This is a genomic window from Nostoc foliaceum FACHB-393, from assembly GCF_014698505.1.
Lineage (GTDB): Bacteria > Cyanobacteriota > Cyanobacteriia > Cyanobacteriales > Nostocaceae > Nostoc > Nostoc foliaceum_A.
In genome coordinates, this window is record NZ_JACJTD010000003.1 from 161,034 (window position 1) to 181,981 (window position 20,948).

At 44.4% G+C, this 20,948-nt stretch carries 16 protein-coding genes and 1 tRNA gene; 11 read left to right on the forward strand and 6 right to left on the reverse strand.

Annotation, left to right across the window (positions count from 1 at the left end; translation table 11 throughout):
• The first annotated feature begins 17 nt into the window (after positions 1 to 17).
• The 4 genes from pds (at position 18) to H6G92_RS04165 (ending at position 4,051) form a co-directional block, all read left to right on the forward strand.
• The gene (pds, locus tag H6G92_RS04150) at positions 18 to 1,457 is read left to right on the forward strand and encodes a 15-cis-phytoene desaturase (protein WP_190891063.1); all 1,440 of its coding nucleotides are present in this window, start codon (positions 18 to 20) and stop codon (positions 1,455 to 1,457) included.
• Positions 1,441 to 2,373, forward strand: a complete 933-nt coding sequence (crtB, locus tag H6G92_RS04155) for a 15-cis-phytoene synthase CrtB (protein ID WP_190891065.1) — start codon at positions 1,441 to 1,443, stop codon at positions 2,371 to 2,373. Before pds ends, crtB begins: the two co-directional genes overlap by 17 nt.
• Before the next feature lie 84 nt (positions 2,374 to 2,457).
• Positions 2,458 to 2,549 (forward strand) — tRNA-Ser (locus tag H6G92_RS04160).
• A gap of 179 nt (positions 2,550 to 2,728) precedes the next feature.
• Positions 2,729 to 4,051: an ABC transporter substrate-binding protein gene (locus H6G92_RS04165; protein WP_190891067.1), complete on the forward strand. Its 1,323-nt coding sequence runs from the start codon at positions 2,729 to 2,731 to the stop codon at positions 4,049 to 4,051.
• 77 nt (positions 4,052 to 4,128) lie between these two features.
• Here H6G92_RS04165 and H6G92_RS04170 read toward each other — a convergent pair whose 3' ends face one another.
• Positions 4,129 to 5,019 (reverse strand): hypothetical protein, encoded by an 891-nt coding sequence (locus H6G92_RS04170; RefSeq protein ID WP_199344679.1) that lies wholly within the window; start codon positions 5,017 to 5,019, stop codon positions 4,129 to 4,131.
• A 574-nt stretch (positions 5,020 to 5,593) separates the two neighbouring features.
• On the opposite strand from H6G92_RS04170, the gene H6G92_RS04175 reads away from it, so the two are divergent.
• Entirely contained in the window at positions 5,594 to 5,911 is a 318-nt protein-coding gene (locus H6G92_RS04175) for a hypothetical protein (RefSeq protein ID WP_190891069.1), read from the forward strand.
• Between the two features lie 212 nt (positions 5,912 to 6,123).
• Positions 6,124 to 7,851, forward strand: a complete 1,728-nt coding sequence (locus tag H6G92_RS04180; protein WP_190891071.1) for a succinate dehydrogenase/fumarate reductase flavoprotein subunit — start codon at positions 6,124 to 6,126, stop codon at positions 7,849 to 7,851.
• Positions 7,852 to 7,933: 82 nt separating this feature from the next.
• Here the strand turns inward: H6G92_RS04180 and H6G92_RS04185 are convergent, their stop codons facing one another.
• From H6G92_RS04185 to H6G92_RS04195, 3 genes are all read right to left on the reverse strand, one after another.
• Positions 7,934 to 8,134: a DUF6887 family protein gene (locus H6G92_RS04185; RefSeq protein WP_190891074.1), complete on the reverse strand. Its 201-nt coding sequence runs from the start codon at positions 8,132 to 8,134 to the stop codon at positions 7,934 to 7,936.
• 28 nt (positions 8,135 to 8,162) lie between these two features.
• Positions 8,163 to 8,342 carry a DUF6888 family protein gene (locus H6G92_RS04190; RefSeq protein WP_190891076.1) on the reverse strand — a complete coding sequence of 60 codons (180 nt, stop codon included), beginning with the start codon at positions 8,340 to 8,342 and terminating at the stop codon, positions 8,163 to 8,165.
• An 87-nt stretch (positions 8,343 to 8,429) separates the two neighbouring features.
• Positions 8,430 to 8,975 carry a T4SS efffector SepA family protein gene (locus H6G92_RS04195; protein WP_242059042.1) on the reverse strand — a complete coding sequence of 182 codons (546 nt, stop codon included), beginning with the start codon at positions 8,973 to 8,975 and terminating at the stop codon, positions 8,430 to 8,432.
• Between the two features lie 253 nt (positions 8,976 to 9,228).
• Between H6G92_RS04195 and H6G92_RS04200 the strand changes: the two genes are divergently transcribed.
• The 3 genes from H6G92_RS04200 to H6G92_RS04210 all read left to right on the forward strand — a co-directional run bounded on the left by H6G92_RS04200 (position 9,229) and on the right by H6G92_RS04210 (position 15,652).
• Positions 9,229 to 10,191 (forward strand): protochlorophyllide reductase, encoded by a 963-nt coding sequence (locus H6G92_RS04200; protein WP_190891078.1) that lies wholly within the window; start codon positions 9,229 to 9,231, stop codon positions 10,189 to 10,191.
• Between the two features lie 958 nt (positions 10,192 to 11,149).
• Entirely contained in the window at positions 11,150 to 14,686 is a 3,537-nt protein-coding gene (locus H6G92_RS04205; protein WP_190891080.1) for an ELWxxDGT repeat protein, read from the forward strand.
• A gap of 348 nt (positions 14,687 to 15,034) precedes the next feature.
• Positions 15,035 to 15,652 carry a TMEM165/GDT1 family protein gene (locus H6G92_RS04210; RefSeq protein ID WP_190891083.1) on the forward strand — a complete coding sequence of 206 codons (618 nt, stop codon included), beginning with the start codon at positions 15,035 to 15,037 and terminating at the stop codon, positions 15,650 to 15,652.
• A 103-nt stretch (positions 15,653 to 15,755) separates the two neighbouring features.
• On the opposite strand, the gene H6G92_RS04215 is transcribed toward H6G92_RS04210, so the two are convergent.
• Positions 15,756 to 16,649, reverse strand: a complete 894-nt coding sequence (locus tag H6G92_RS04215; protein WP_190891085.1) for a tetratricopeptide repeat protein — start codon at positions 16,647 to 16,649, stop codon at positions 15,756 to 15,758.
• A gap of 378 nt (positions 16,650 to 17,027) precedes the next feature.
• On the opposite strand from H6G92_RS04215, the gene H6G92_RS04220 reads away from it, so the two are divergent.
• Positions 17,028 to 18,053: a hypothetical protein gene (locus tag H6G92_RS04220; RefSeq protein ID WP_190891087.1), complete on the forward strand. Its 1,026-nt coding sequence runs from the start codon at positions 17,028 to 17,030 to the stop codon at positions 18,051 to 18,053.
• Positions 18,054 to 18,210: 157 nt separating this feature from the next.
• On the opposite strand, the gene H6G92_RS04225 is transcribed toward H6G92_RS04220, so the two are convergent.
• Positions 18,211 to 19,380, reverse strand: coding sequence for a homocysteine biosynthesis protein (locus H6G92_RS04225; protein WP_190891089.1), 1,170 nt, complete (start codon positions 19,378 to 19,380; stop codon positions 18,211 to 18,213).
• Between the two features lie 602 nt (positions 19,381 to 19,982).
• On the opposite strand from H6G92_RS04225, the gene H6G92_RS04230 reads away from it, so the two are divergent.
• A complete protein-coding gene (locus tag H6G92_RS04230; protein WP_190891091.1) occupies positions 19,983 to 20,873 on the forward strand; it encodes a DUF4231 domain-containing protein in 891 nt (296 codons plus the stop codon).
• Positions 20,874 to 20,948: the final 75 nt, after the last annotated feature.

The window sequence follows — 20,948 nt, forward strand, 5'->3', positions numbered from 1 at the left end:
AAGGGCATTAAGGTTAAATGCGAGTAGCGATCGCGGGTGCTGGTCTAGCAGGACTTTCCTGCGCGAAATATCTCACGGACGCAGGTCACACTCCCATTGTCTTGGAAAGCCGGGACGTATTGGGTGGGCTGGTTGCGGCGTGGAAAGACTCTGACGGCGACTGGTACGAAACCGGGTTACACGCCTTCTTTGGGGCATATCCTAATATGCTCCAATTGCTCAAAGAGTTGGGCATTGAAGACAGACTCCAGTGGAAAGAGCATACACTGATTTTCAATCAACCAGACAAACCTGGGACACTCTCACGTTTTGATGTTCCAGATATTCCATCACCTTTCAACGTTATTGCATCGATTCTTCGCAACAAAGACATGTTGACTTGGGAGCAGAAGATTCGATTTGCAGTTGGCCTACTTCCAGCAGTGGTTCGAGGTCAACAGTATGTTGAAGATATGGACAAGTACAGCTTCTTAGAGTGGTTGAAAAGGCAAGGTGTTGACGAGCGGGTAACTAGTGACGTTTTTATCGCCGCATGTAAAGCCCTCACCTTTATCAACCCTGATGAAGTTTCGGCAACGATTTTGTTAACTGCACTGAATCGCTTTCTGCAAGAACGATATGGCTCCAAAATTGCATTTTTGGATGGTTCTCCCACAGAACGTCTATGCAGCCCGATCGTCGATTACATCACAGAACGCGGTGGAGAAGTGCGATTGAATGCCCCCTTAAAAGAGATTTTGCTCAACGCCAATGGCACGGTGAAAGCATACTTGATTCGAGGGTTAAATGGTGCAGAAGATGAAGTTTTTACGGCTGATGCCTATGTATCTGCCATGTCAGTTGATCCTTTAAAGGTCATGTTGCCTAAATCTTGGAAGCAAATGGAGTTTTTCCAGAAGCTAGAAGGTTTGGAAGGAGTACCAGTGATTAACCTGCATCTGTGGTTTGACCGTAAACTTACAGAAATTGATCACTTGCTTTTTTCGCGATCGCCCCTCCTAAGCGTTTATGCTGATATGAGCAATACCTGCCGTGAATACGCCAACCCCAATCGCTCAATGCTGGAATTAGTTCTAGCTCCGGCAAAAGATTGGATTGCCAAATCTGATGAGGAGATTGTGGCTGCAACGATTGCCGAGTTAGAAAAACTTTTCCCCGACCACTTTGGGGGAGACAATCCAGCAACATTGCTGAAATCTCATGTGGTGAAAACGCCGCGTTCAGTTTACAAAGCGACCCCTGGTCGTCAACAGTACCGTCCCGCACAAGTTACGCCCATTGCCAACTTCTATCTCGCCGGAAGTTATACCATGCAACGCTACTTAGGCAGTATGGAAGGTGCCGTACTTTCTGGTAAGCTGACAGCGCAGGCAATTTCTGAGGCTCTCCCGGTAGCAAATTCCTCAAACCTGCAAACGCTCACCCGACCGCCCGCAACGAATGCTGCAACTGCCTGATTCCCCCCCGCGCATGAAAACGCTGGTCTCTGTAGACGAGTCCTACAAACTTTGTCGGGATCTCACAGCAAAGTATGCCAAGACTTTTTACCTGGGTACTTTGCTCATGAGTCCGGTAAAACGTCAATCTATTTGGTCAATTTATGCTTGGTGTCGCCGTACAGATGAATTGGTGGATGGGCCCGCATCTGCTATTACCACGCCAGAAACCCTAGACCTATGGGAACAGCAGCTGGAATCGATTTTTGCGGGACGCCCATTAGAAAATTACGATGTCGCTTTAGTTGATACCCTCCAGCGCTTTCCGATGGACATTCAGCCCTTTCGGGATATGATTGCCGGTCAACGCATGGACTTATATCGCAGTCGTTATGAAACCTTTGAGGACTTATACCTCTACTGTTACCGCGTTGCTGGTACTGTTGGCTTAATGTCAACAGAAGTCATGGGTGTGGATAGCACCATATACACCGCTCCGTGGCATCAGAACAAACAACCATATCTTCCCACAGAAGAAGCGATCGCTCTGGGAATTGCCAATCAACTCACTAACATCCTGCGGGATGTGGGAGAAGATGCCAAACGGGGGCGGATCTACATTCCCCTTGAGGACTTGGAAAAATTCAACTACACCGAGCAAGACTTCTTCAAAGGTGTGGTAGATGATCGTTGGCGGGCGCTGATGCGCTTTCAAATCGATCGGGCCCGCCAATTCTATAGCACATCCGATCAGGGAATTACTTATTTAGCATCCGACGCCCGTTGGCCTGTATGGGCAGCATCGATGCTGTACGGTCAGATTTTGGAGGTGATTGAACGCAACGATTATGATGTATTCAGTCAGCGCGCTTACGTTCCCCAGTGGAAAAAGTTACGCACTTTGCCCTTAGCTTGGATGCGATCGCAAGTCCTTTGAGAAATTAGTCATTTGTCGTTACCGAAGACAAATGACTATTGACTCTTAAAAGCAAGTCTGGTAACATTGATATTCGTGAGTCATGGAGAGGTGGCTGAGTGGTCGAAAGCGGCAGATTGCTAATCTGTTGTACGGCAGGCAACTCCGTACCGAGGGTTCGAATCCCTCCCTCTCCGTTTTCCAGCTTTTAATACACAGAGCATATGCTGTGTATAATACTAATACTAGTGTAGTGGTAAATATTTCTACTCCCAAAGATGGATGATATGATTTATCCTTTGGAGTCCTGATAAGATCCAGCTAAGTTTGAATCTTACTTTTAGGCTCCTAGATATCTGAGGAGTGAAATATACTTATGAGAAAAATTAGCGCTGCCTTAACCTTCAGTATAGCTACCCTAGCAACTGGGTTCCTAGTTGGGGCTTGTGGTGATACCAGTGCCCCCAATAGCACAGCTACCAACGGAAGTACTGCTACCCCAGCGGCAAACTCAACTACTACAAGCACTGGTAAAGGGCTAAAAATTGGTTCCCTGCTACCAACAACAGGCGACTTGGCTTCTGTGGGACAACAGATGCTAGGTTCTGTCCCTTTACTCGTCGATACAGTCAATGCTTGCGGTGGGGTGAATGGTGAACCTGTTACCTTGGTGCAAGTAGACGACCAAACCGACCCCAAAGCTGGTGCTGCCGGTATGACCAAACTAGCAACTTTAGATAAAGTTGCAGGTGTCGTTGGTTCTTTTGCCAGTAGCGTTTCTAGTGCAGCAGTCTCCATTGCAACGCCGAATAAAGTTATGCTGGTTTCCCCTGGTAGTACCAGTCCTGTGTTTACTGAAAAGTCCCAAAAAGGCGACTTTAATGGTTTTTGGGCGCGTACCGCTCCCCCCGATACCTACCAAGCACTAGCATTAGCCCAACTTGCTAATAAAAAAGGTTTCAAGCGAATTTCTACAGTCGTGATTAATAACGATTATGGCGTAGGCTTTGAAAAAGCATTTGTGCAAACTTTTGAAAAATTGGGTGGAACCATCGTTAATAAAGATAAGCCTGTCCGCTACGACCCGAAAGCCCAGACATTTGATACAGAAGCGGCTGCTGCTTTTGCTGGGAAGCCAGATGCAGTCCTAGCTGTACTGTACGCTGAAACTGGCAGTCTGTTCTTGAAAGCCGCCTATCAGCAAGGTGTAGCTAAGGGAGTGCAGATTCTGCTTACAGATGGAGTAAAATCACCCACTTTCCCAGAACAAGTTGGCAAAGGCAGTGATGGTAAATATATTTTAACTGGTGCGATCGGTACAGTACCCGGTTCCGATGGTAAAGCACTAGAAGCTTTCAACAAGCTATGGAAAGATAAAAAGGGTGGTGCGCCAGGGGAATATGCTCCTCAAGCTTGGGATGCGGCTGCCCTATTGACGTTGGCAGCGCAAGCTGCTAAGGAAAATACGGGCGTTGGCGTAGCCAGCAAAATTCGTGAAGTTGCTAATGGGCCTGGCACAGAAGTTACCGATGTCTGCGAGGGGCTAAAGTTGCTTAAAGAGGGTCAAGATATCAACTACCAAGGTGCCAGCGGCAACGTAGACGTTGATGCTAACGGTGATGTTGTTGGTGTATATGATGTATGGACGGTAGGAGACGATGGCCAAATCAAGGTAATTGACAAAGTTACCCCTAAATAGAAAGTTAGGAGTTGTGAGTTATGAATTTAATCTTAATAACTCCTAACTCCTAACTTCTAACTTCTAACTTCTAACTCTTAAAACCCACTGAAGTTGTAACCAACTCCTAACAACAAGCCTATATCAGTTTCATTGAAAAAGCCGGCATTCACAGCGGCCGTTGCTGTGAATTGAGGAGTTAGAGGCACATCAATGCCACCAGATACTAAAAAGGCAAATTGCGAATCATCACCAGTTTTGTAAGCTGCACCTACTCCGACGTAAGGTGCAATTGGTAATGGTTCGCTAAAAGCATCTGCTGATTGGAAAGTAAAATCGTAGGTGATAGGAAGTAAAACTGTGGTGTTGTCCCCAAATACGGCTGAGGGTCGCACAGATATAGAATTTGTCAGTCCGATTTTACTGACTACCGCGAAATTACCATCGCCCAAAGATGAGTCTCCACCACTCAAACCAATGTTAGCAGCAACGCCAATATAACTGCTGCCACCAGCAGTAGTTCTACCTAAATCAATATCCGATTGCGCTACCTTGGTAGCAGATGGTTGAGCAGTAGTTTGAGAAGTCGGTTCTACAAACTCAGAGGTGAGCGTCGCAGATGAGGTTGCCACTGTACCTGGAATGGGTGTAAGCGTTACACTAGCGTTTTCCTGTATCGCAGCGTTGGGCAGCTGCTGTACATTAGTTAAATTTGTTACTGTAAGTGTTTCAGTTGTTTCTGTAGCGAAATTTTGACTTGCAGTGTCTAGTTCTGTACTAAACTCGTTGGGAGACGCTACGGTTGTGGAAGGGTCGGTTAATGCCTGACTGCTCACCTTGTCCACTGTCTGGGCACTTGCAGATAAGCCACTACTCAGGACTGTGAGAGCAGCTATACTTGGTAACCAAAAAACACCTTTAAGAAAAATAGTATTCACGTTCACTCCTAAAACAATATTGCCGCGAGAAATAAAGGTTTTTGTTGACATAAATCAACGAAATCGCGCAATACTCAAAATTTAACACCAAAAAATCGGTTTTTCCATTTTGACTTTGCTGGATCTATCTAGTTAATATTTACTAGCAAAAAATTAAATATCATATCCTAAATATCTGGAATTTGACAGATGACAAAAATTATATTGGCTTTCAGCAAAGAGTCTATTTGTTGAAAAGGTTATCAAAATTGCGAAAACTTTTCCCAAAAAAATTAGTCTACGTCAACATCCAGTTTTCTTAGTCTTTGTACCAACTGTTCACCACATTAGCTTGAATCTGGTAGGGTGTAGATATTAGTCCTAACGCACTGAAAATCTTGCATGGTGCGTTAGCCTATGCGATAACACACCCTTAGGAGAATTCCAGACAGCGACGAGTACAGGAGAAAGGCTTCCCATAGGCTATGCTCTATTTACGCCATGCTGTACTATAAATTGCGCTTTGTAACGAAAAAAGTTGATTGTGAAGTGATATTACGAAGCTTGCAAAAATATTTAGAAATTGTCTACAAAGCAAACATGGTTCTAAGGTAGAACCTATTAGGAGAGACTTGAGGCAAATGTGATGAGCGGAAATAATATTCAAAAGTATCGGTTTGTCTGTACCCTGACTTTCGGTGATATCTACGGTCAAATAATTGTTTGGTTGATTACAATTACCTTAAGTTTGGCATCAGCTTTGGCGCTGATGGGTGCCAAGCGCCCCGTATACGCTTTAGCAACAGCGGGTCTGGTCGTTCTGCTATCACTACCTTTCTTGTTGTTTGCGTTTGTCACTACCTTGTTAAATCATATTGAAGTCACTCCTGTAGGGCCTGGAACCAAAATGGAACCCATACCAGGTAATGTGTCTCAGCAACAACCTGCACAAGCAACTAGCTAAAGAGTTACAAATTAGGAGTTAGGAGTTAGGAGTTAGGAGTTATAAGTGAAGACCCAACTCTTCATTTTTAACTCTTAGTTTAAAATTTGTAATATTATCCCTGTCTATAGGCAGGGAATTTTTTTGTAGAGACGCGATCGCAATTCCTCTTACTACCTGATTAATCACCTCTCTACAATAGAACAGCAGGGGTTTGCAATCAGGGGCTAATTATGCTGGAACACGATGTGATTATTGTCGGGGGTGGATTGGCGGGATGTCGCGCTGCTGTGGAAATTGCCCGCACTGACCCCAATTTAAATATTGCTGTGGTTGCCAAAACCCACCCAATTCGTTCCCACTCAGTGGCGGCTCAAGGTGGTATGGCTGCATCGCTGAAAAATGTTGATTCAGAAGATACTTGGAAGGCACATGCCTTTGATACTGTCAAGGGTTCTGATTACTTGGCAGACCAAGACGCTGTAGCAATTCTCACCCAAGAAGCGCCAGATGTGGTGATTGACTTGGAACACATGGGCGTTTTGTTCTCTCGCTTACCTGATGGGCGCATTGCCCAACGGGCTTTTGGCGGACATTCCCACAATCGTACTTGCTACGCCGCTGACAAGACCGGTCACGCGATTTTGCACGAATTGGTCAACAACCTGCGGCGTTATGGGGTGCAAGTTTATGAAGAGTGGTATGTGATGCGTCTCATTTTGGAAGAAAATGAGGCGAAAGGTGTAGTGATGTTCCATCTTTTGGATGGACATATAGAGGTGGTGCGGGCTAAGGCAGTGATGTTTGCCACAGGGGGCTATGGTCGCGTTTATAACACCACCTCTAATGATTACGCTTCTTCGGGTGATGGTTTGGCAATGACTGCGATCGCAGGTTTGCCCCTCGAAGATATGGAATTTGTCCAATTTCATCCCACCGGCTTATATCCAGTAGGCGTGCTGATTTCAGAAGCGGTACGGGGGGAAGGGGCGTATCTGATTAATAGTGAAGGCGATCGCTTTATGGCGAACTACGCACCCAGTCGTATGGAACTGGCTCCTCGTGATATTACCTCACGAGCGATCGCTTACGAAATTCGCGCCGGACGTGGCATTCATCTTGATGGAACTGCTGGTGGCCCCTTTGTCTATTTGGATCTACGCCATATGGGCAAAGAAAAAATTATGAGTCGCGTCCCCTTCTGTTGGGAAGAAGCACACCGTTTGGTGGGTGTTGATGCGGTAACTCAACCTATGCCAGTCCGTCCGACAATTCACTATTGTATGGGTGGTATTCCAGTTAATACTGATGGTCAAGTCCGCAGTAGTGGTGATGGTTTAGTTGATGCCTTCTTTGCTGCTGGCGAAACATCTTGTGTATCCGTACATGGTGCTAATCGCTTGGGGAGTAATTCTCTGCTGGAATGTGTCGTTTATGGCAAGAGAACTGGGGCTGCGATCGCGCAATTTGTGCAAAAACGCAAGTTGCCCTCTGTGGATGAGCAACGGTATGTAAACGAAGCCCAGCAAGAAATTCAAGCTTTGCTAGAACAACCAGGACAGTATCGCATTAATCAAGTTCGTCAAGCCTTCCAGGATTGTATGACTGATTACTGCGGTGTTTTCCGCACTGAGGCATTAATGAGTGAAGGGTTACATAAATTAGAAGAAATACAACAGCAATATCCACAAATTTATTTAGATGATAAAGGTAGTTGCTGGAATACAGAGCTTGTGGAAGCCTTAGAATTGCGAAGTTTGATGATAGTGGGACAGACTATTTTGGCATCAGCTTTAAATCGTCAAGAGAGTCGTGGCGCTCATTTCCGCGAAGATTATTCCGAGCGAGATGATGCCAACTTTCTGAAACACACAATGGCTTACTATTCACCAGCAGGAATTGATATTCAATATCGTCCAGTGGCGATTACCATGTTTGAGCCAAAAGAGCGGAAATATTAGCCAAAAGTAAATTTATGTAAGAAATCGAGGGGACTACAAAAATTTTGTCCACCTCGATTAAGAATATGAAATGATTAAGTTATCAATCAGAACCTAATTGTTTCTGAATCACAGCTATTATCTTTTCTTCCCAAGCCGGATCATTTAATTGTATTGCAGCATCACGATGACGAGATTTTCGTCTATCCATGTAAGCATAAAAGGCTTCCTTATCATTTTTATGGGTAAGAAGGTAACTCTTTAGCTCTTGGTCGCTCATTGCTGTATAGTTTACCTGATTCATAGTTCTATACTACATTCATGGTTATATACTACATTAATGGTTTAATTTCTAGCTCTATTCCTTCATTTTGCCCAGCTAATATAAATATATTGAGCGATCGTTCATCTAATCGCACGATGTGAATTGGCTGAAACATCACATTTGTAAGTTGATGGCAAAGTCTATATAAGGATTGTAGCTGTTCTACTCTTGGTTGTAGCTCGTCCATGAATGTTTATCTTTATAAATTTATATGTAACATATTTAATCATATAAACCCATCCAGCGATGCTCTGATAGTTGTAATTCTCACATCCTATTTAGCATTCCAAATGAACTTTCCCTTCTCACCGGGATATGCTGCTCCCTCTTTTTCACGCCACTCGAAGTATATTTCAATTGGCATTTTCAAATTCTTCATTAAGTGCAAAGTGTTACGCCAAGCAAGATTTGAATCTACACCTTGTATCGAAATGTTTACCTCTGGTAAGTAGTGAAAACCAGAATTAATTTTTTCACCCTTAACAACATGGGCAAGGGTTAGCTTCATGAGTTCCTCTACAGAAAATCCTTGTCGAATAGCAATTTCGTGTGCTGCATCAACGATTTTGTTCCAATTCGGTTGATGAATTTCCTGACTACCAATGACGGCTCGAAGCACTCTGGTATAGTGCAAATTGCTCGGAGTATCAGGTTCAAGAACTTTATAATTCTCGGTTTCAGAAACTTTCTGAGGCTGGTAACGTGCCTCATATTCATTCAATAACTTCTCAATAACAGTGATGGGTGTATCCTCGAAAGGGACAGCTAGAGCTTGGAGCCTTTTGTAAATGGGATCAGGTATTCTGATAACCGGCATCATATATCCTTGTGTATTTACTCTTTTATATATATGTAACACATATATATTTAAAATGCCAGTTACTTTTTAATCTGCACCAGTCTATCCAGGATTTCCGCTACGACCAAAATTTGAAAGTGAATGATTGCCTAACAGTAAAATTTAATGACGTTATAAGCATGTTAGTTCAGCCTAATCCGGCATTGAAAAAGCTGGTGACAATGATGGCTCACTGGTGTGAGATCCTAGAGACAGTCAATGGAGGCTGAACAGAATGGAACAACATCACAAGCCAACGGTTATAATCACAGGTGCTTCTTCAGGAGTCGGTTTGTACGCTGCCAAGGCTCTTACTGAAAGGGGATGGTATGTAGTGATGGCCTGTAGGGATATAGCGAAGGCTCAACTTGCAGCGCAATCTCTGGGAATCCCCCACCAGGGTAGCTACACTATCATGCACATCGATCTTGGCTCTTTGGATAGCGTTCGACAATTTGTGAATAACTTCCGAGCAAGCGGTAACTCTCTAGATGCTTTGGTGTGCAACGCCGCAATTTATATGCCTTTGTTAAAGGAGCCACTGCGAAGCTCAGAAGGTTACGAGTTAAGTGTTGCTACAAATCATCTTGGACATTTCCTGTTGTGCAACCTGATGCTAGAGGATCTGAAGAAATCATCTTCACAGCCAAGGCTCGTCATTTTAGGAACTGTCACTCACAATCCAGATGAACTGGGTGGGAAGATTCCGCCGCGTCCCGACTTGGGCGATTTCCAGGGCTTCGCAGAGGGATTTAAAGAGCCAATCTCGATGATTGACGGCAAGGAATTTGAACCCGTCAAAGCTTACAAAGACAGCAAGGTTTGCAACGTGTTGACCATGAGGGAACTGCATCGGCGCTATCATGAGTCAACCGGTATCGCCTTCAGTTCTCTCTATCCAGGATGTGTTGCAGAAACGCCGCTATTCAGAAACCACTATCCCCTGTTTCAGAAAATCTTCCCATTATTCCAGAAGTACATCACTGGGGGATATGTGTCTCAGGAGTTGGCAGGAGAACGGGTTGCTGCGGTGGTTGCCGATCCTGAGTATAATCAATCCGGTGCTTATTGGAGTTGGGGAAATCGTCAGAAGAAAGATGGCAAATCCTTTGTTCAAAAGGTTTCTCCTCAAGCCCGCGATGATGAAAAAGGCGATCGCATGTGGGAACTAAGTGCAAAGTTGGTTGGACTGGCATGATGCGACAGGATTTGGCGTTACCTTTGTGCATGATTCATCGATTTATCGATCCACTTTTTTGAATCGATATTATGTGCAGGAAACCGATGCTTGAGGTGATTATTAAGTCACCTCTGACTTTATTGATAGCTGTATTTAACTACCACTTCTTCTTGTAAGCTATAACTCTGACATAAACCTCAGTCAAAGCAAAGAAGATTGCATGATAAATTATAACTGGTAAAAAAAGTGCACTTTATAGGATAATTACAAATTATGATGACGTTAATTTGCCATTGTTGCACGTAGTGTTTTAGAGGATGTTTTAAAATTGCTAAATCCTGTATCCAAAAGTTTAGATGCTTCTAAGCCTTGCTTTTTACTGAAGACTTTTAGAAGGTTATTCCCCCTTTTTAAGGCTTGATCGAGGTTATCTTTATTCAACTGGATACTTGACTGTTAATGCACTGACACGAACCCTAGAAAATTCTGCTGCTTTCTGCTTGTTCATAAAAATACCGCCAAATTTAACAAAATCCTAACTATGCACATCTTGCATATATAGCTATATTGCAGTGCTTACTAGATTAAAGTTAATTGGCTTTATATAAAGAAACTTGAAGAAGAATTCAGACTCAATTATTGGAAGATTCAGACCCACCATTGAAGTCCACTAAAGTGAATATTTAGTTGGGTTGAAAACGCCCTAATTTATTCCCCAGTTGCTTAACCTTCTTCTGAATTATGGCCGCTGATTCCTGAATTGTTTCTTGATAAAATTCAACATCTTTACTGAGGCTGTTTAATTTTAAAAAAGCGAAGCTAGGAGATTCAGCGACCTCATCTTTGCAAGCAAGAAAGCGGAGGATTCAGCGATCGCATCTTTGCATGTAAGAAAAATAGCGATCGCACTTGGAGCACCAACCAATGCCTGATTTCGCTTGTGATTCTGTATCTAAAGGTTTAAGGAAAAACGGTTATGGCAGCAGAAGAAGCATCGATTAACCTCATAAAAGATATAAACACCGGTGGAGTTTCCTCTAACCCGAACTCTCTGACCAATGTCAACGGCACACTGTACTTCAGTGCCATCGACAGTAGTGGTGGTTCTGAACTGTGGAAGAGTGATGGCACCGAGGCTGGTACTGTCCGCGTTAAGGATATCTTCTCTGGCACAGGTAGCTCTTATGCGAACTCTCTGACCAATGTCAACGGCACGCTGTACTTCAGTGCTACTGACAGCAGTGGGGGCAATGAACTGTGGAAGAGTGATGGCACCGAAGCTGGTACTGTCCGCGTCAAGGATATCTTTTCTGGCATAGGTAGCTCTAACCCGCAAAATCTGACCAATATCAACGGCACACTGTACTTCGTTGTCACCGACAGCAGTGGAGGTCGGGAACTCTGGAAGAGTGATGGCACCGAGGCTGGTACTGTCCGCGTCAAGGATATCTTCTCTGGCACAGGTAGCTCTAACCCGCAAAATCTGATCAATGTCAACGGTACGCTGTACTTCAGTGCCATCGACAGCAGTGGAGGTCGGGAACTCTGGAAGAGTGATGGCACCGAGGCTGGTACTGTCCGCGTCAAGGATATCTTCTCTGGCACAGGTAGCTCTAACCCGCAAAATCTGACCAATGTCAATGACACCCTGTACTTCGTTGCCACCGACAGCAGTGGTGGCACTGAACTGTGGAAGAGTGATGGCACTGAAGCTGGTACTGTCCGCGTCAAGGATATCTTCTCTGGCATAGGTAGCTCTAACCCGCAAAATCTGACCAATGTCAACGGCACGCTTTACTTCAGTGCCACTGACAGCAGTGGGGCCAATGAACTGTGGAAGAGTGATGGCACTGAAGCTGGTACTGTCCGCGTCAAGAATATCTTCTCTGGCATAGGTAGTTCTTACGCGAACTCTCTGACTAATGTCGATGGCACACTGTACTTCAGTGCCATCGACAGCAGTGGAGGTCGGGAACTGTGGAAGAGTGATGGCACTGAAGCTGGTACTATCCGTGTCAAGGATATCTTCTCTGGCACGGGTAGCTCTTATCCGCAAAATCTGACCAATGTCAATGGCACCTTGTACTTCAGTGCTACCGACAGCAGTGGAGGCAATGAACTGTGGAAGAGTGATGGCACTGAAGCTGGTACTGTCCGCGTCAAGGATATCTTCTCTGGCACAGGTAGCTCCAACCCGAACTCTCTGACCAATGTCGATGGTACCCTGTACTTTAGAGCCACTGACAGCAGCGGTGGCTCTGAACTGTGGAAGAGTGATGGCACCGAAACTGGTACTATCCGCGTCAAGGATATTAATACTGCTACACTCTCCTCTGACCCGTATTTTCTGACCAATGTCAATGGCACCCTGTACTTCAGAGCCACCGACAGTAGTGGGGGCAATGAATTGTGGAAGAGTGATGGCACCGAGGCTGGTACTGTCAGTGTTAAGGATATCTTCTCTGGCACGGGTAGCTCTAACCCGCAAAATCTGACCAATGTCAACGACACCCTGTACTTCGTTGCCACCGACAGCAGTGGTGGTCGGGAACTGTGGAAGAGTGATGGCAACGAGGCTGGTACTATTCGCGTCAAGGATATCTTCTCTGGCATGGGTAGCTCTGACCCGAACTTTCTGACCAATGTCAACGGCACGCTGTACTTCGTTGCCACCGACAGCAGTGGGGGTCGGGAACTATGGAAGAGTGATGGCACTGAAACTGGTACTGTCCATGTTAAGGATATCGTCTCTGGCACGGGTAGCTCTAACCCTCAAAATCTGACCAATGTCAACGACACCTTATACTTCAGTGCTACCGACAGCAGTGGGGGTCGGGAACTGTGGAAGAGTGATGGTACTGAAGCTGGTACTGTCCGTGTTAAGGATATCTTCTCTGGCACTGGTAGCTCTCATCCGCAAAATCTGACCAATGTCAACGGTACTCTGTACTTCGTTGCCTATGACAACATTGCGGGCAATGAACTGTGGAAGAGTGATGGCACCGAAGCTGGTACTGTCCGCGTTAAGGATATCTTCTCTGGCACGGGTAGCTCTAAACCGCAAAATCTGACCAATGTCAACGGCACCCTGTATTTCAGTGCCACCGACAGCAGTGGAGACAATGAACTGTGGAAGAGTGATGGTACTGAGGCTGGTACTGTCCGTGTCAAGGATATCTTCTCTGGTATGGCTAGCTCTAACCCGCAAAATCTGACCAATGTCAACGGTACTCTGTACTTCGTTGCCTATGACAACATTGCGGGCAATGAACTGTGGAAGAGTGATGGCACCGAGGCTGGTACTGTCCGTGTTAAAGATATCTTCTCTGGCACAGGCAGCTCTAACTCGCAAAATCTAACCAATGTCAACGGCACCCTTTATTTCAGTGCCACCGACAGCAGTGGGGGCAATGAATTGTGGAAGAGTGATGGCACCGAAGCTGGTACTGTCTGCGTCCAGGATATCTTCTCTGGCACGGCTAGCTCTTACCCTAACAACTTAACTTACATCAATGGCAAACTCTACTTTTTTGCTGACAACGGGAACACTGGGCAAGAACTTTTTCAGCTTGACCTGAACAGTACTCCCACTGGTCTGAGCCTGAGTGCCACCAGTGTTAACGAGAATGTTCCTGCCAATACAGTAATTGGCAACTTTAGCACTGCTGACGTTGATATAGACAATACCCACACCTATACCCTCGTTGCAGGTACAGACAGCACCGATAACAGCGCCTTCACAATTGTAGGTAACGAGTTACAAATCAACGTTTTACCTGACTACGAAACCAAGAATAGCTACAACATCCGTTTACGCACTACAGATCAAGGTGGCTTATTCTACGAAAAAGCGATCGCGATCGCAGTCAACAATGTTAATGATGCCCCAACACTGGAAAATACCATTGCCGACCAAACGGCAACAGAAGACACCACTTTCAACTTCACCCTACCAGCAAATACCTTCGTGGATGTAGATGCGGGAGATAACCTCAGCTATAGCGCCACCCTGGAAAATGGTGACCCAATCCCCAGTTGGTTGACGTTAAACGGCATTACTTTCAGTGGTACTCCCACAAATGAAAACGTTGGCAGCCTCAACATCAAAGTTATCGCTAGTGATGAAACGACAAGTGTCAGCGATGTTTTTGCACTGACAGTGGTTAATAGCAACGATGTATTCACCGGTGGAACTGGTCAAGATAGCTTCAACCTGACTTATCCCCTCACTGGAGGCTATGATATAATCGTTGATTTTACTGTTGGAGATGATACTCTCTTTGTTTCCAAGGCAGAATTTGGACTGGGGCAATCTCAGGATACGACACTTGATTCGAGCTTATTCCTTCTTGGGACTAGTGCGACAACCGCAGGCGATCGCTTCATCTATGATCAAACTACCGGTAACCTATTCTTTGATCAAGATGGAGTTGGTGCTACAGCACAAGTTCAAATAGCCCAGTTCCCGAATCAGGCAATGCTTAGTAGTGCAAATATTACTGTGATTGCATAACAAAAGCTATATAGCAAGCATTGGTAAATTACCCAGTTAGGTAGAAGCATTTAAGGATTCAGATATAAGTTGGGTTTCGCTATTGCTCTCCATTCCCAACTATTGACTTCTACCTTTAGTAAAGGTACAATCACGTTTGCGTAGAAGGGGAGTAGCTGCTGGCAAAACAATAAAAGCCAGTACGTCTGAATCAACATACTGGCGATGAGCCTGGTTCAGGTGGCAAATAATCAAATATTTGAAAGCGAGACCTTCACTAAGTTCACACCGAAAAGTGTAAACTTGGTGAGGTCTTTTGGTTCTCATCAAGCTTCACATCGGTAAAGGATTATTCAGGAGCTTGAGAGAGTGTTAACAGCTTTTACCGCAGGTTTATTATTAATAACAGTTTCAGAACTAGGGGATAAAACATTTTTTATCGCTGTAATTTTGGCAATGCACCACTCGCGGCGGCTGGTATTTATAGGTGTGACAGCTGCTTTAGCCGCAATGACAATCCTTTCGGTGCTATTTGGACAAGCTGCGTCTTTGTTGCCAAAAGTTTATATTCATTACGCTGAAATCGTTTTGTTTCTCGCCTTTGGTATCAAGCTGTTATATGACGCTAGTAAGATGTCTGCTGCTTGTGATACAGAAGTTATAGAAGAGGCCGAAGCTGCGGTAAAAAAAGCAGATTTGGAGTTACCAAAGCAAAAGACTTCATTGGCAATTATCATAGAAGCCTTTGTGTTGACATTTATGGCAGAGTGGGGCGATCGCACGCAAATTGCCACCATTGCCCTAGCAGCAGGTAATAATCCCATTGGAGTAACAATAGGTGCAATTTTAGGACATGCCATTTGTGCTGCGATCGCAGTTATTGGCGGTAAAATGATTGCCGGACGCATTTCTGAGCGTCAACTCACCCTGATTGGCGGATGCCTGTTTTTGGTCTTTGGTGTCCTTGCTGCTATTGAAGGAGTGTGAGGGGATGAGGGGGATGAGGGGAAAAGGAAGAGACTTATTCAATAATTACTTTTTGTCCACACTTAGTACAGACGCAATTAATCGCGTCTCTCCCTACTCCCCATTACTTAGGCGTACTTTCCAATGAAGGCGCGGGAGATACAGCAGGATTAGGCGTAGGAGAAGCCGTTGCTGCGTTCTTAATTTCATCTTTGTACTGAGCAGGTGCTAAAGCTGCGGCACTATCAAACAAAAGTTTTGCATCTGCGTCTTTACCCTGTTGTTTTAGGAGCATCGCTTTTGCCACAACGGGGCGAAAATCCTTAGGATCTTTCTTAATTGCTTGGTCATATACAGAGCTAGCTTGAGGGTAGCGTTTCTGGGAAGCGTGAACAGAACCTAACAGCACCTGCACGGCTACTGTATCTACACTTCCAGGCTGAATTGTATTTGCTTGGGCTGCGTTCGAGAGGGTTTCTTGCAGCAAACCAATGGCTGCTTCTGGCCGTTGCTGACTGATCAACAAAGCCACCATTCCTTGTAAAGCTTTCAAATCGCCTGGTTTTGTAGACAAAATCGAACGATAAGCTTGAGCGGCTCCTTCGCGATCGCCAATTTGCTGTTTGGCTTGAGCCAGTAGCACTGAATATTCTGACTGTTCGGGATTCAGCTTGGCTAGCTTTTCTAAAGGTTCAATAACGACTTGGATATCAGCTGGTTTAACCTCACTTTTTTCTTTTTGACTCAGTAATTGTAGCCGCGCCTGCAATAAGCCCTTGAGCGCAGTCTGATTTTCTGGTTCCCTTTGCAAAACCTGTTCATAACCCCGTACTTCGTCTTCCAGTTTTGATTTTTGGTCAGAGGAGGGCAAGCTGCCTCTGGTGCTAGCAGTATTCTGGTTTGAGGGTGGCGTATTATTAAATGCTCCAATGATCGGAAGCACTGAAACACCCACAAAAGCAAGAACTGCCAGTGCCAAGACGACTTGAACTACCCAGCGATTGCGCGGTTGAGACACAGTTTTGTCTTTCTCCTGAACTCTAATGACATTATCCTTTACACAAATCGGAAAGTTAAAAATTTCCAAAACTTTGCGGAATACCGCCAATTGCCTGTGAATTTTATAACAATTAACTATCTACACTGCTAAAGTAAGTGATGACTTTAGGAGGAGCCGTCAGAATTGTAGCTATGATATGCTTCCGAAACTAGTGTAAAGGCGCTAAATTACACGTTTAGTGTTTATACACTCAATTTAGCGCCTTTAGTATTGTATAGAGCACTCTGGTGTGATTTTGTGAAAAGCAAATATACTTTCATCAGTCGCACAAATGCTCTTTCCAGCTGCCTTTGTAAAATCCCACAATGGGATGTGTCTCCGCCGCAAGGAGTTTTTATGAATTCCGACCTGATGCCGTTGCCTGAATCCTCCAATTCTTCTGCCTCTAACCAGGGCCCAACTAAAATAGGGGCAGCCGCTAATGTTCATATAGCAGCCCAGTCCTCTAAAGTTGAAAATTCGCCTGTTAACCCCAGCGAAACTGACTCAAATGGGAACCTCGTCAATCGACAGCAACCGATTCCGCCTCCCAGTGAACCGATGCAGTACCGAGCCATCGGGTTAGTCCGGGGTCGCTATCATGCTAGCAGCGAACAATTTACTCAAGGTACGCTGCTGACTACCGATGGTGTAGAACTCAATGCCGTCCTCCTAGGCCGGATTATGAGCTTAGTCAAGAATCACCTAGATTTAGAAAAAGAACATTTGTGGGTAGTATATCCACGGACAAGACAAGAAAATGATACCTTGCACATCCAAATCGTCGGAGTTTGGGAGCCAGAAAATTTGGCTAAAAGCTCAACAGATGAAGACGAGTCAGACTTGGAGTTGCAAGAGTCACAGACACCCGATGATGGCTTATCCGAAAACTCTGAACTAAGCACAATTCCCGTAATCCCCTCATCAGAAGTTGCAGATGGTGGTTTTTCTGTTCGTGGTGAGGTAGTATACCAATCTTTTGACGCTAAGAGCTTGGTAGTCAAAATTAGGCAGGCTGCACGCAAACCAACTGACAAACCCAAGTATTTTAAGTTGAAATTGAGGGGTGTGCTGACCACCAAAGCAGTAGGAAAGTTCTGGGACTTCCAAGCCAAGCGAGAAGCTGACGTTTTGATAGTAGAAAAAGCTGAGGCGATCGCTGACTTGCCCAAAAAACGCAAACCACCATTCAGAGGTGGCCCTCGTACTGGTAGTGGTGGTGGTGCTGGTGGTAGAAAACCATTCCCCCCCAGACGCAGTGGCGAAACCCCGCGTCCTATCAAGAAAACAGGCGCAGGCGGTGATACCTCTGTGGTGTCAAAACCTATACCCAAAACACCCGCTCCTAAGCCGATCAAGCGACCGAAACCAACTCAAGAGTAGGGAATTGGGCATGGGGCATTGGGCATGGGCAAGAGGACTTGGGGACAAGGAGAATTGGGGACAAGGGGAAAGACTTGTTTCAAGTTTTCAACCCTTGTCCCCTTGTCCCCCCTGCTCCCCCTTCCCCCTGCTCCCTACTCCCCACTCCCAAATCTCCTTAAAAATCCGTCCGACGGTCTTGGGGTAGAAAAGATCGCTCCATCGGAATTGGAGAAACTGGTTCTGTGAGGGTAAATGTCCCTGCTTCGATCCACTTTTTCAACTCTAGGGCGACTTGCCTAGAAAAAAATAAACTCGCTAAGGGGGCAGAGCGTACAGCTTTGCCCTCAATAGTGATCCGCCCAGATTTGAGTTGGGCGTAACTCACCAAACCAAAAGTGGGACGGACGCGCCGGGGAATGGAAAAATCCACTATTGGGGCTACTAAGTCTTGATCTTGCACGGCACAGTGTTCAACTACTTGTTCATTTAATACAGGGAGTGGTACACCAACACCTAACATCAATGAGGGACCATAGCTTTTGAAGTAACAACCCCGCACCCAATGAGCATCCATTTGCTTGGCATCACCAATTAAAGCTAAAGTGGCGGAAGGACCAATCGGTGTACGATTAGCTAAACGCTTTTGTAAAGGGAAGTGCTGAGTGCCTTCCCAGGCAACATAACCAATACCACCGCCTAAAAAAATTCTTGTACCTATACCAACGAGTTGCAAATCGGGGTCGTTGAGTAAGGGAGAAATAGCACCTGGGTTAGAGTAAACAGCATTTCCCAGACGCGGTTGTAAAGGGCCGAGATAGGTGAAAAGGGGGCGATCGCCACCATTTACACCAACAATAAAATTTTGATAAAGATTGCGCGGATTAAATAAGTAAAACTGATTAATAGTTTCACTGGTAACTGTAGTTTCAAAAGTTGCTCTGGGGTAACAATCTGTTACCTGTCCTTGCGCTTTTACGTGTATAGCTTTGCCAGCAATCAAATCTTCGATTACATGACCGCCGCCACGTTCTCGGACTTCTTCTCCATCCGTCGTCTCTACAGCACAACTCGCACCCAAATATAAATCTACTGCCCCAAAACCAGAGTATGCTGGCACACCATCTAACCAGCAGCGGCGAATTTTTATCGGCGGATCGGTGTGTCCAAGATTGATAATTGCACCACTTGATTCCATCGGCTCAAAGGTGCCAGTGGTAATTACATCCACCTCTTTAGCAGCTTTAGTAACACCGATTTCTACAACTCGTGCTTTTAACTCTTCAGTTGTCAACACTACCGCACGTTGGCGGCTAATTTTCTCGTTAATTTCTGCAATTGTTCGCATCTTATCAGTGCTAGCGCTTCCTGCTGTCTTCCTTTTTGAAGGATATCTTGATAAATCACAGACTCTTGCATAATTTACTCTCAAAATATTTGTCGCCAATCTCTGCACGACAGCTTATCACCCCAGATAGGGTTAAAATTCTAAAAAAACAATTCAAGTATTGCAAAGTCTAAATCATATATTTTTTGGGGCAGGCACGTTACTTATGTTTTAAATATTTTTTGTGCCTACGTAAAATTACTATCAAGAAAGTCTTGCATTGTCAATCAAATATATGTATGGTTAGGATTGACTAGACTTACTGGACTTAAATAATTTTATGTCAACCGAAAGAAATATGTCTGACTGTTGTAAAGCATTTTAAGCCAACTAGTCAATCGTAAACTGGGAGCAAATAGCAGATACTAGAAGGTTTTGGGAAGGAAAAGAATTACCTAACGGTTATGAAAAGGATATTTAAACAAAAGTTAGAAGATTAGCTATTTATAGTAAAGCTGCTCTCTGGCTAACTTATCCTGACTTCAACCCCCTTAAAGCAATTTTACTTGTTGCTATTCATTTGATTGCTACATTTAATCTGATAACGAATTGAGTAAGAGGCAATGACTACTTCTGAATTAACTAATTTTGAGCAAAAAAACCAAAGTAAGGTTTCTGATAGGATTGAAAATTTATCTTCTCCATCAGATGAAAAAAAGTTGTTTAACTTGAAGGTAATTGAGTATTTATTACTTGCAGCTTTTGTATCTTCTGGACTCTTTATTATTTTTCTTTCAGATGATAAAAAAGTTGTAATTTCTGGAGCAGTATCTCTAACATTTTTGTTTTTTTTATTGCTCATCAATAGACAAGTATTTCAGAACTATAAGAAGGCCGCTTATCAGTCTGAACTCACCAAAAAAGCTGAACTCTATAGTTATCTATTGACTAACCCTAATTCATGGGATAAAGATACGCTGACTCTGACAAGAGGGAAGGCTTTACAATACAGCCAAGACTTAATAGACGATTATAAAAGAATTAGAGGTGTATCAAGGAACCTTTACTATAGTTTGCAAATTGCGACAGTAATTTTATCAGGAGTCACACCGATTTTAGTTCTGGTAGACAAATTAGAAGCTGGACAAGCTTGGCTCAAGTGGCTCCCTGTAATTTGCCCAGCTATTGCTTCTATAGTTGCCAGTATAGTTACCTCTTTTCCTTTTCAGAAGAATTCGCTTGCTGCTAATACAGCCGTTGAATTGTTAGAAGCTGAACAAGAGAAATTTATATTGGGAGTGACTCCGCCTTATCGTTGCTATGATGTGTCTGACGAAGCCCAACAGCAACAAAAGGCAAGTCAAGCATTAGAATACTTTATTGTTCAAGTGAACAACATCCATCTCAACCAATTGCAACAAACGAGTGAGACGCAATCAGAGAAAACAGAATCACCTTCATCTAATGAGTCAAACAAAGCAGGAGCAGAGGTAACGAACGAAAAGAGCACCTGATTAGCTAATTGTGATGTGGTCACGAATCAGTCGAGTCTTCTTCGTAGTTATTGTTTTAAATAGGATTTATTCAGA

Bases quoted from the DNA above. Each gene is read 5' to 3' on its own strand.
- H6G92_RS04230 (WP_190891091.1), top strand. From the start codon at position 19,983: ATGACTACTTCTGAATTAACTAATTTTGAGCAAAAAAACCAAAGTAAG.
- H6G92_RS04180 (WP_190891071.1), top strand. From the start codon at position 6,124: ATGCTGGAACACGATGTGATTATTGTCGGGGGTGGATTGGCGGGATGT.
- H6G92_RS04205 (WP_190891080.1), top strand. From the start codon at position 11,150: ATGGCAGCAGAAGAAGCATCGATTAACCTCATAAAAGATATAAACACC.
- H6G92_RS04175 (WP_190891069.1), top strand. From the start codon at position 5,594: ATGAGCGGAAATAATATTCAAAAGTATCGGTTTGTCTGTACCCTGACT.
- H6G92_RS04170 (WP_199344679.1), bottom strand. From the start codon at position 5,019: ATGTCAACAAAAACCTTTATTTCTCGCGGCAATATTGTTTTAGGAGTG.
- H6G92_RS04195 (WP_242059042.1), bottom strand. From the start codon at position 8,975: ATGATGCCGGTTATCAGAATACCTGATCCCATTTACAAAAGGCTCCAA.
- H6G92_RS04225 (WP_190891089.1), bottom strand. From the start codon at position 19,380: ATGCGAACAATTGCAGAAATTAACGAGAAAATTAGCCGCCAACGTGCG.
- pds (WP_190891063.1), top strand. From the start codon at position 18: ATGCGAGTAGCGATCGCGGGTGCTGGTCTAGCAGGACTTTCCTGCGCG.
- H6G92_RS04165 (WP_190891067.1), top strand. From the start codon at position 2,729: ATGAGAAAAATTAGCGCTGCCTTAACCTTCAGTATAGCTACCCTAGCA.
- H6G92_RS04185 (WP_190891074.1), bottom strand. From the start codon at position 8,134: ATGAATCAGGTAAACTATACAGCAATGAGCGACCAAGAGCTAAAGAGT.
- H6G92_RS04190 (WP_190891076.1), bottom strand. From the start codon at position 8,342: ATGGACGAGCTACAACCAAGAGTAGAACAGCTACAATCCTTATATAGA.
- H6G92_RS04200 (WP_190891078.1), top strand. From the start codon at position 9,229: ATGGAACAACATCACAAGCCAACGGTTATAATCACAGGTGCTTCTTCA.
- crtB (WP_190891065.1), top strand. From the start codon at position 1,441: ATGCTGCAACTGCCTGATTCCCCCCCGCGCATGAAAACGCTGGTCTCT.
- H6G92_RS04220 (WP_190891087.1), top strand. From the start codon at position 17,028: ATGAATTCCGACCTGATGCCGTTGCCTGAATCCTCCAATTCTTCTGCC.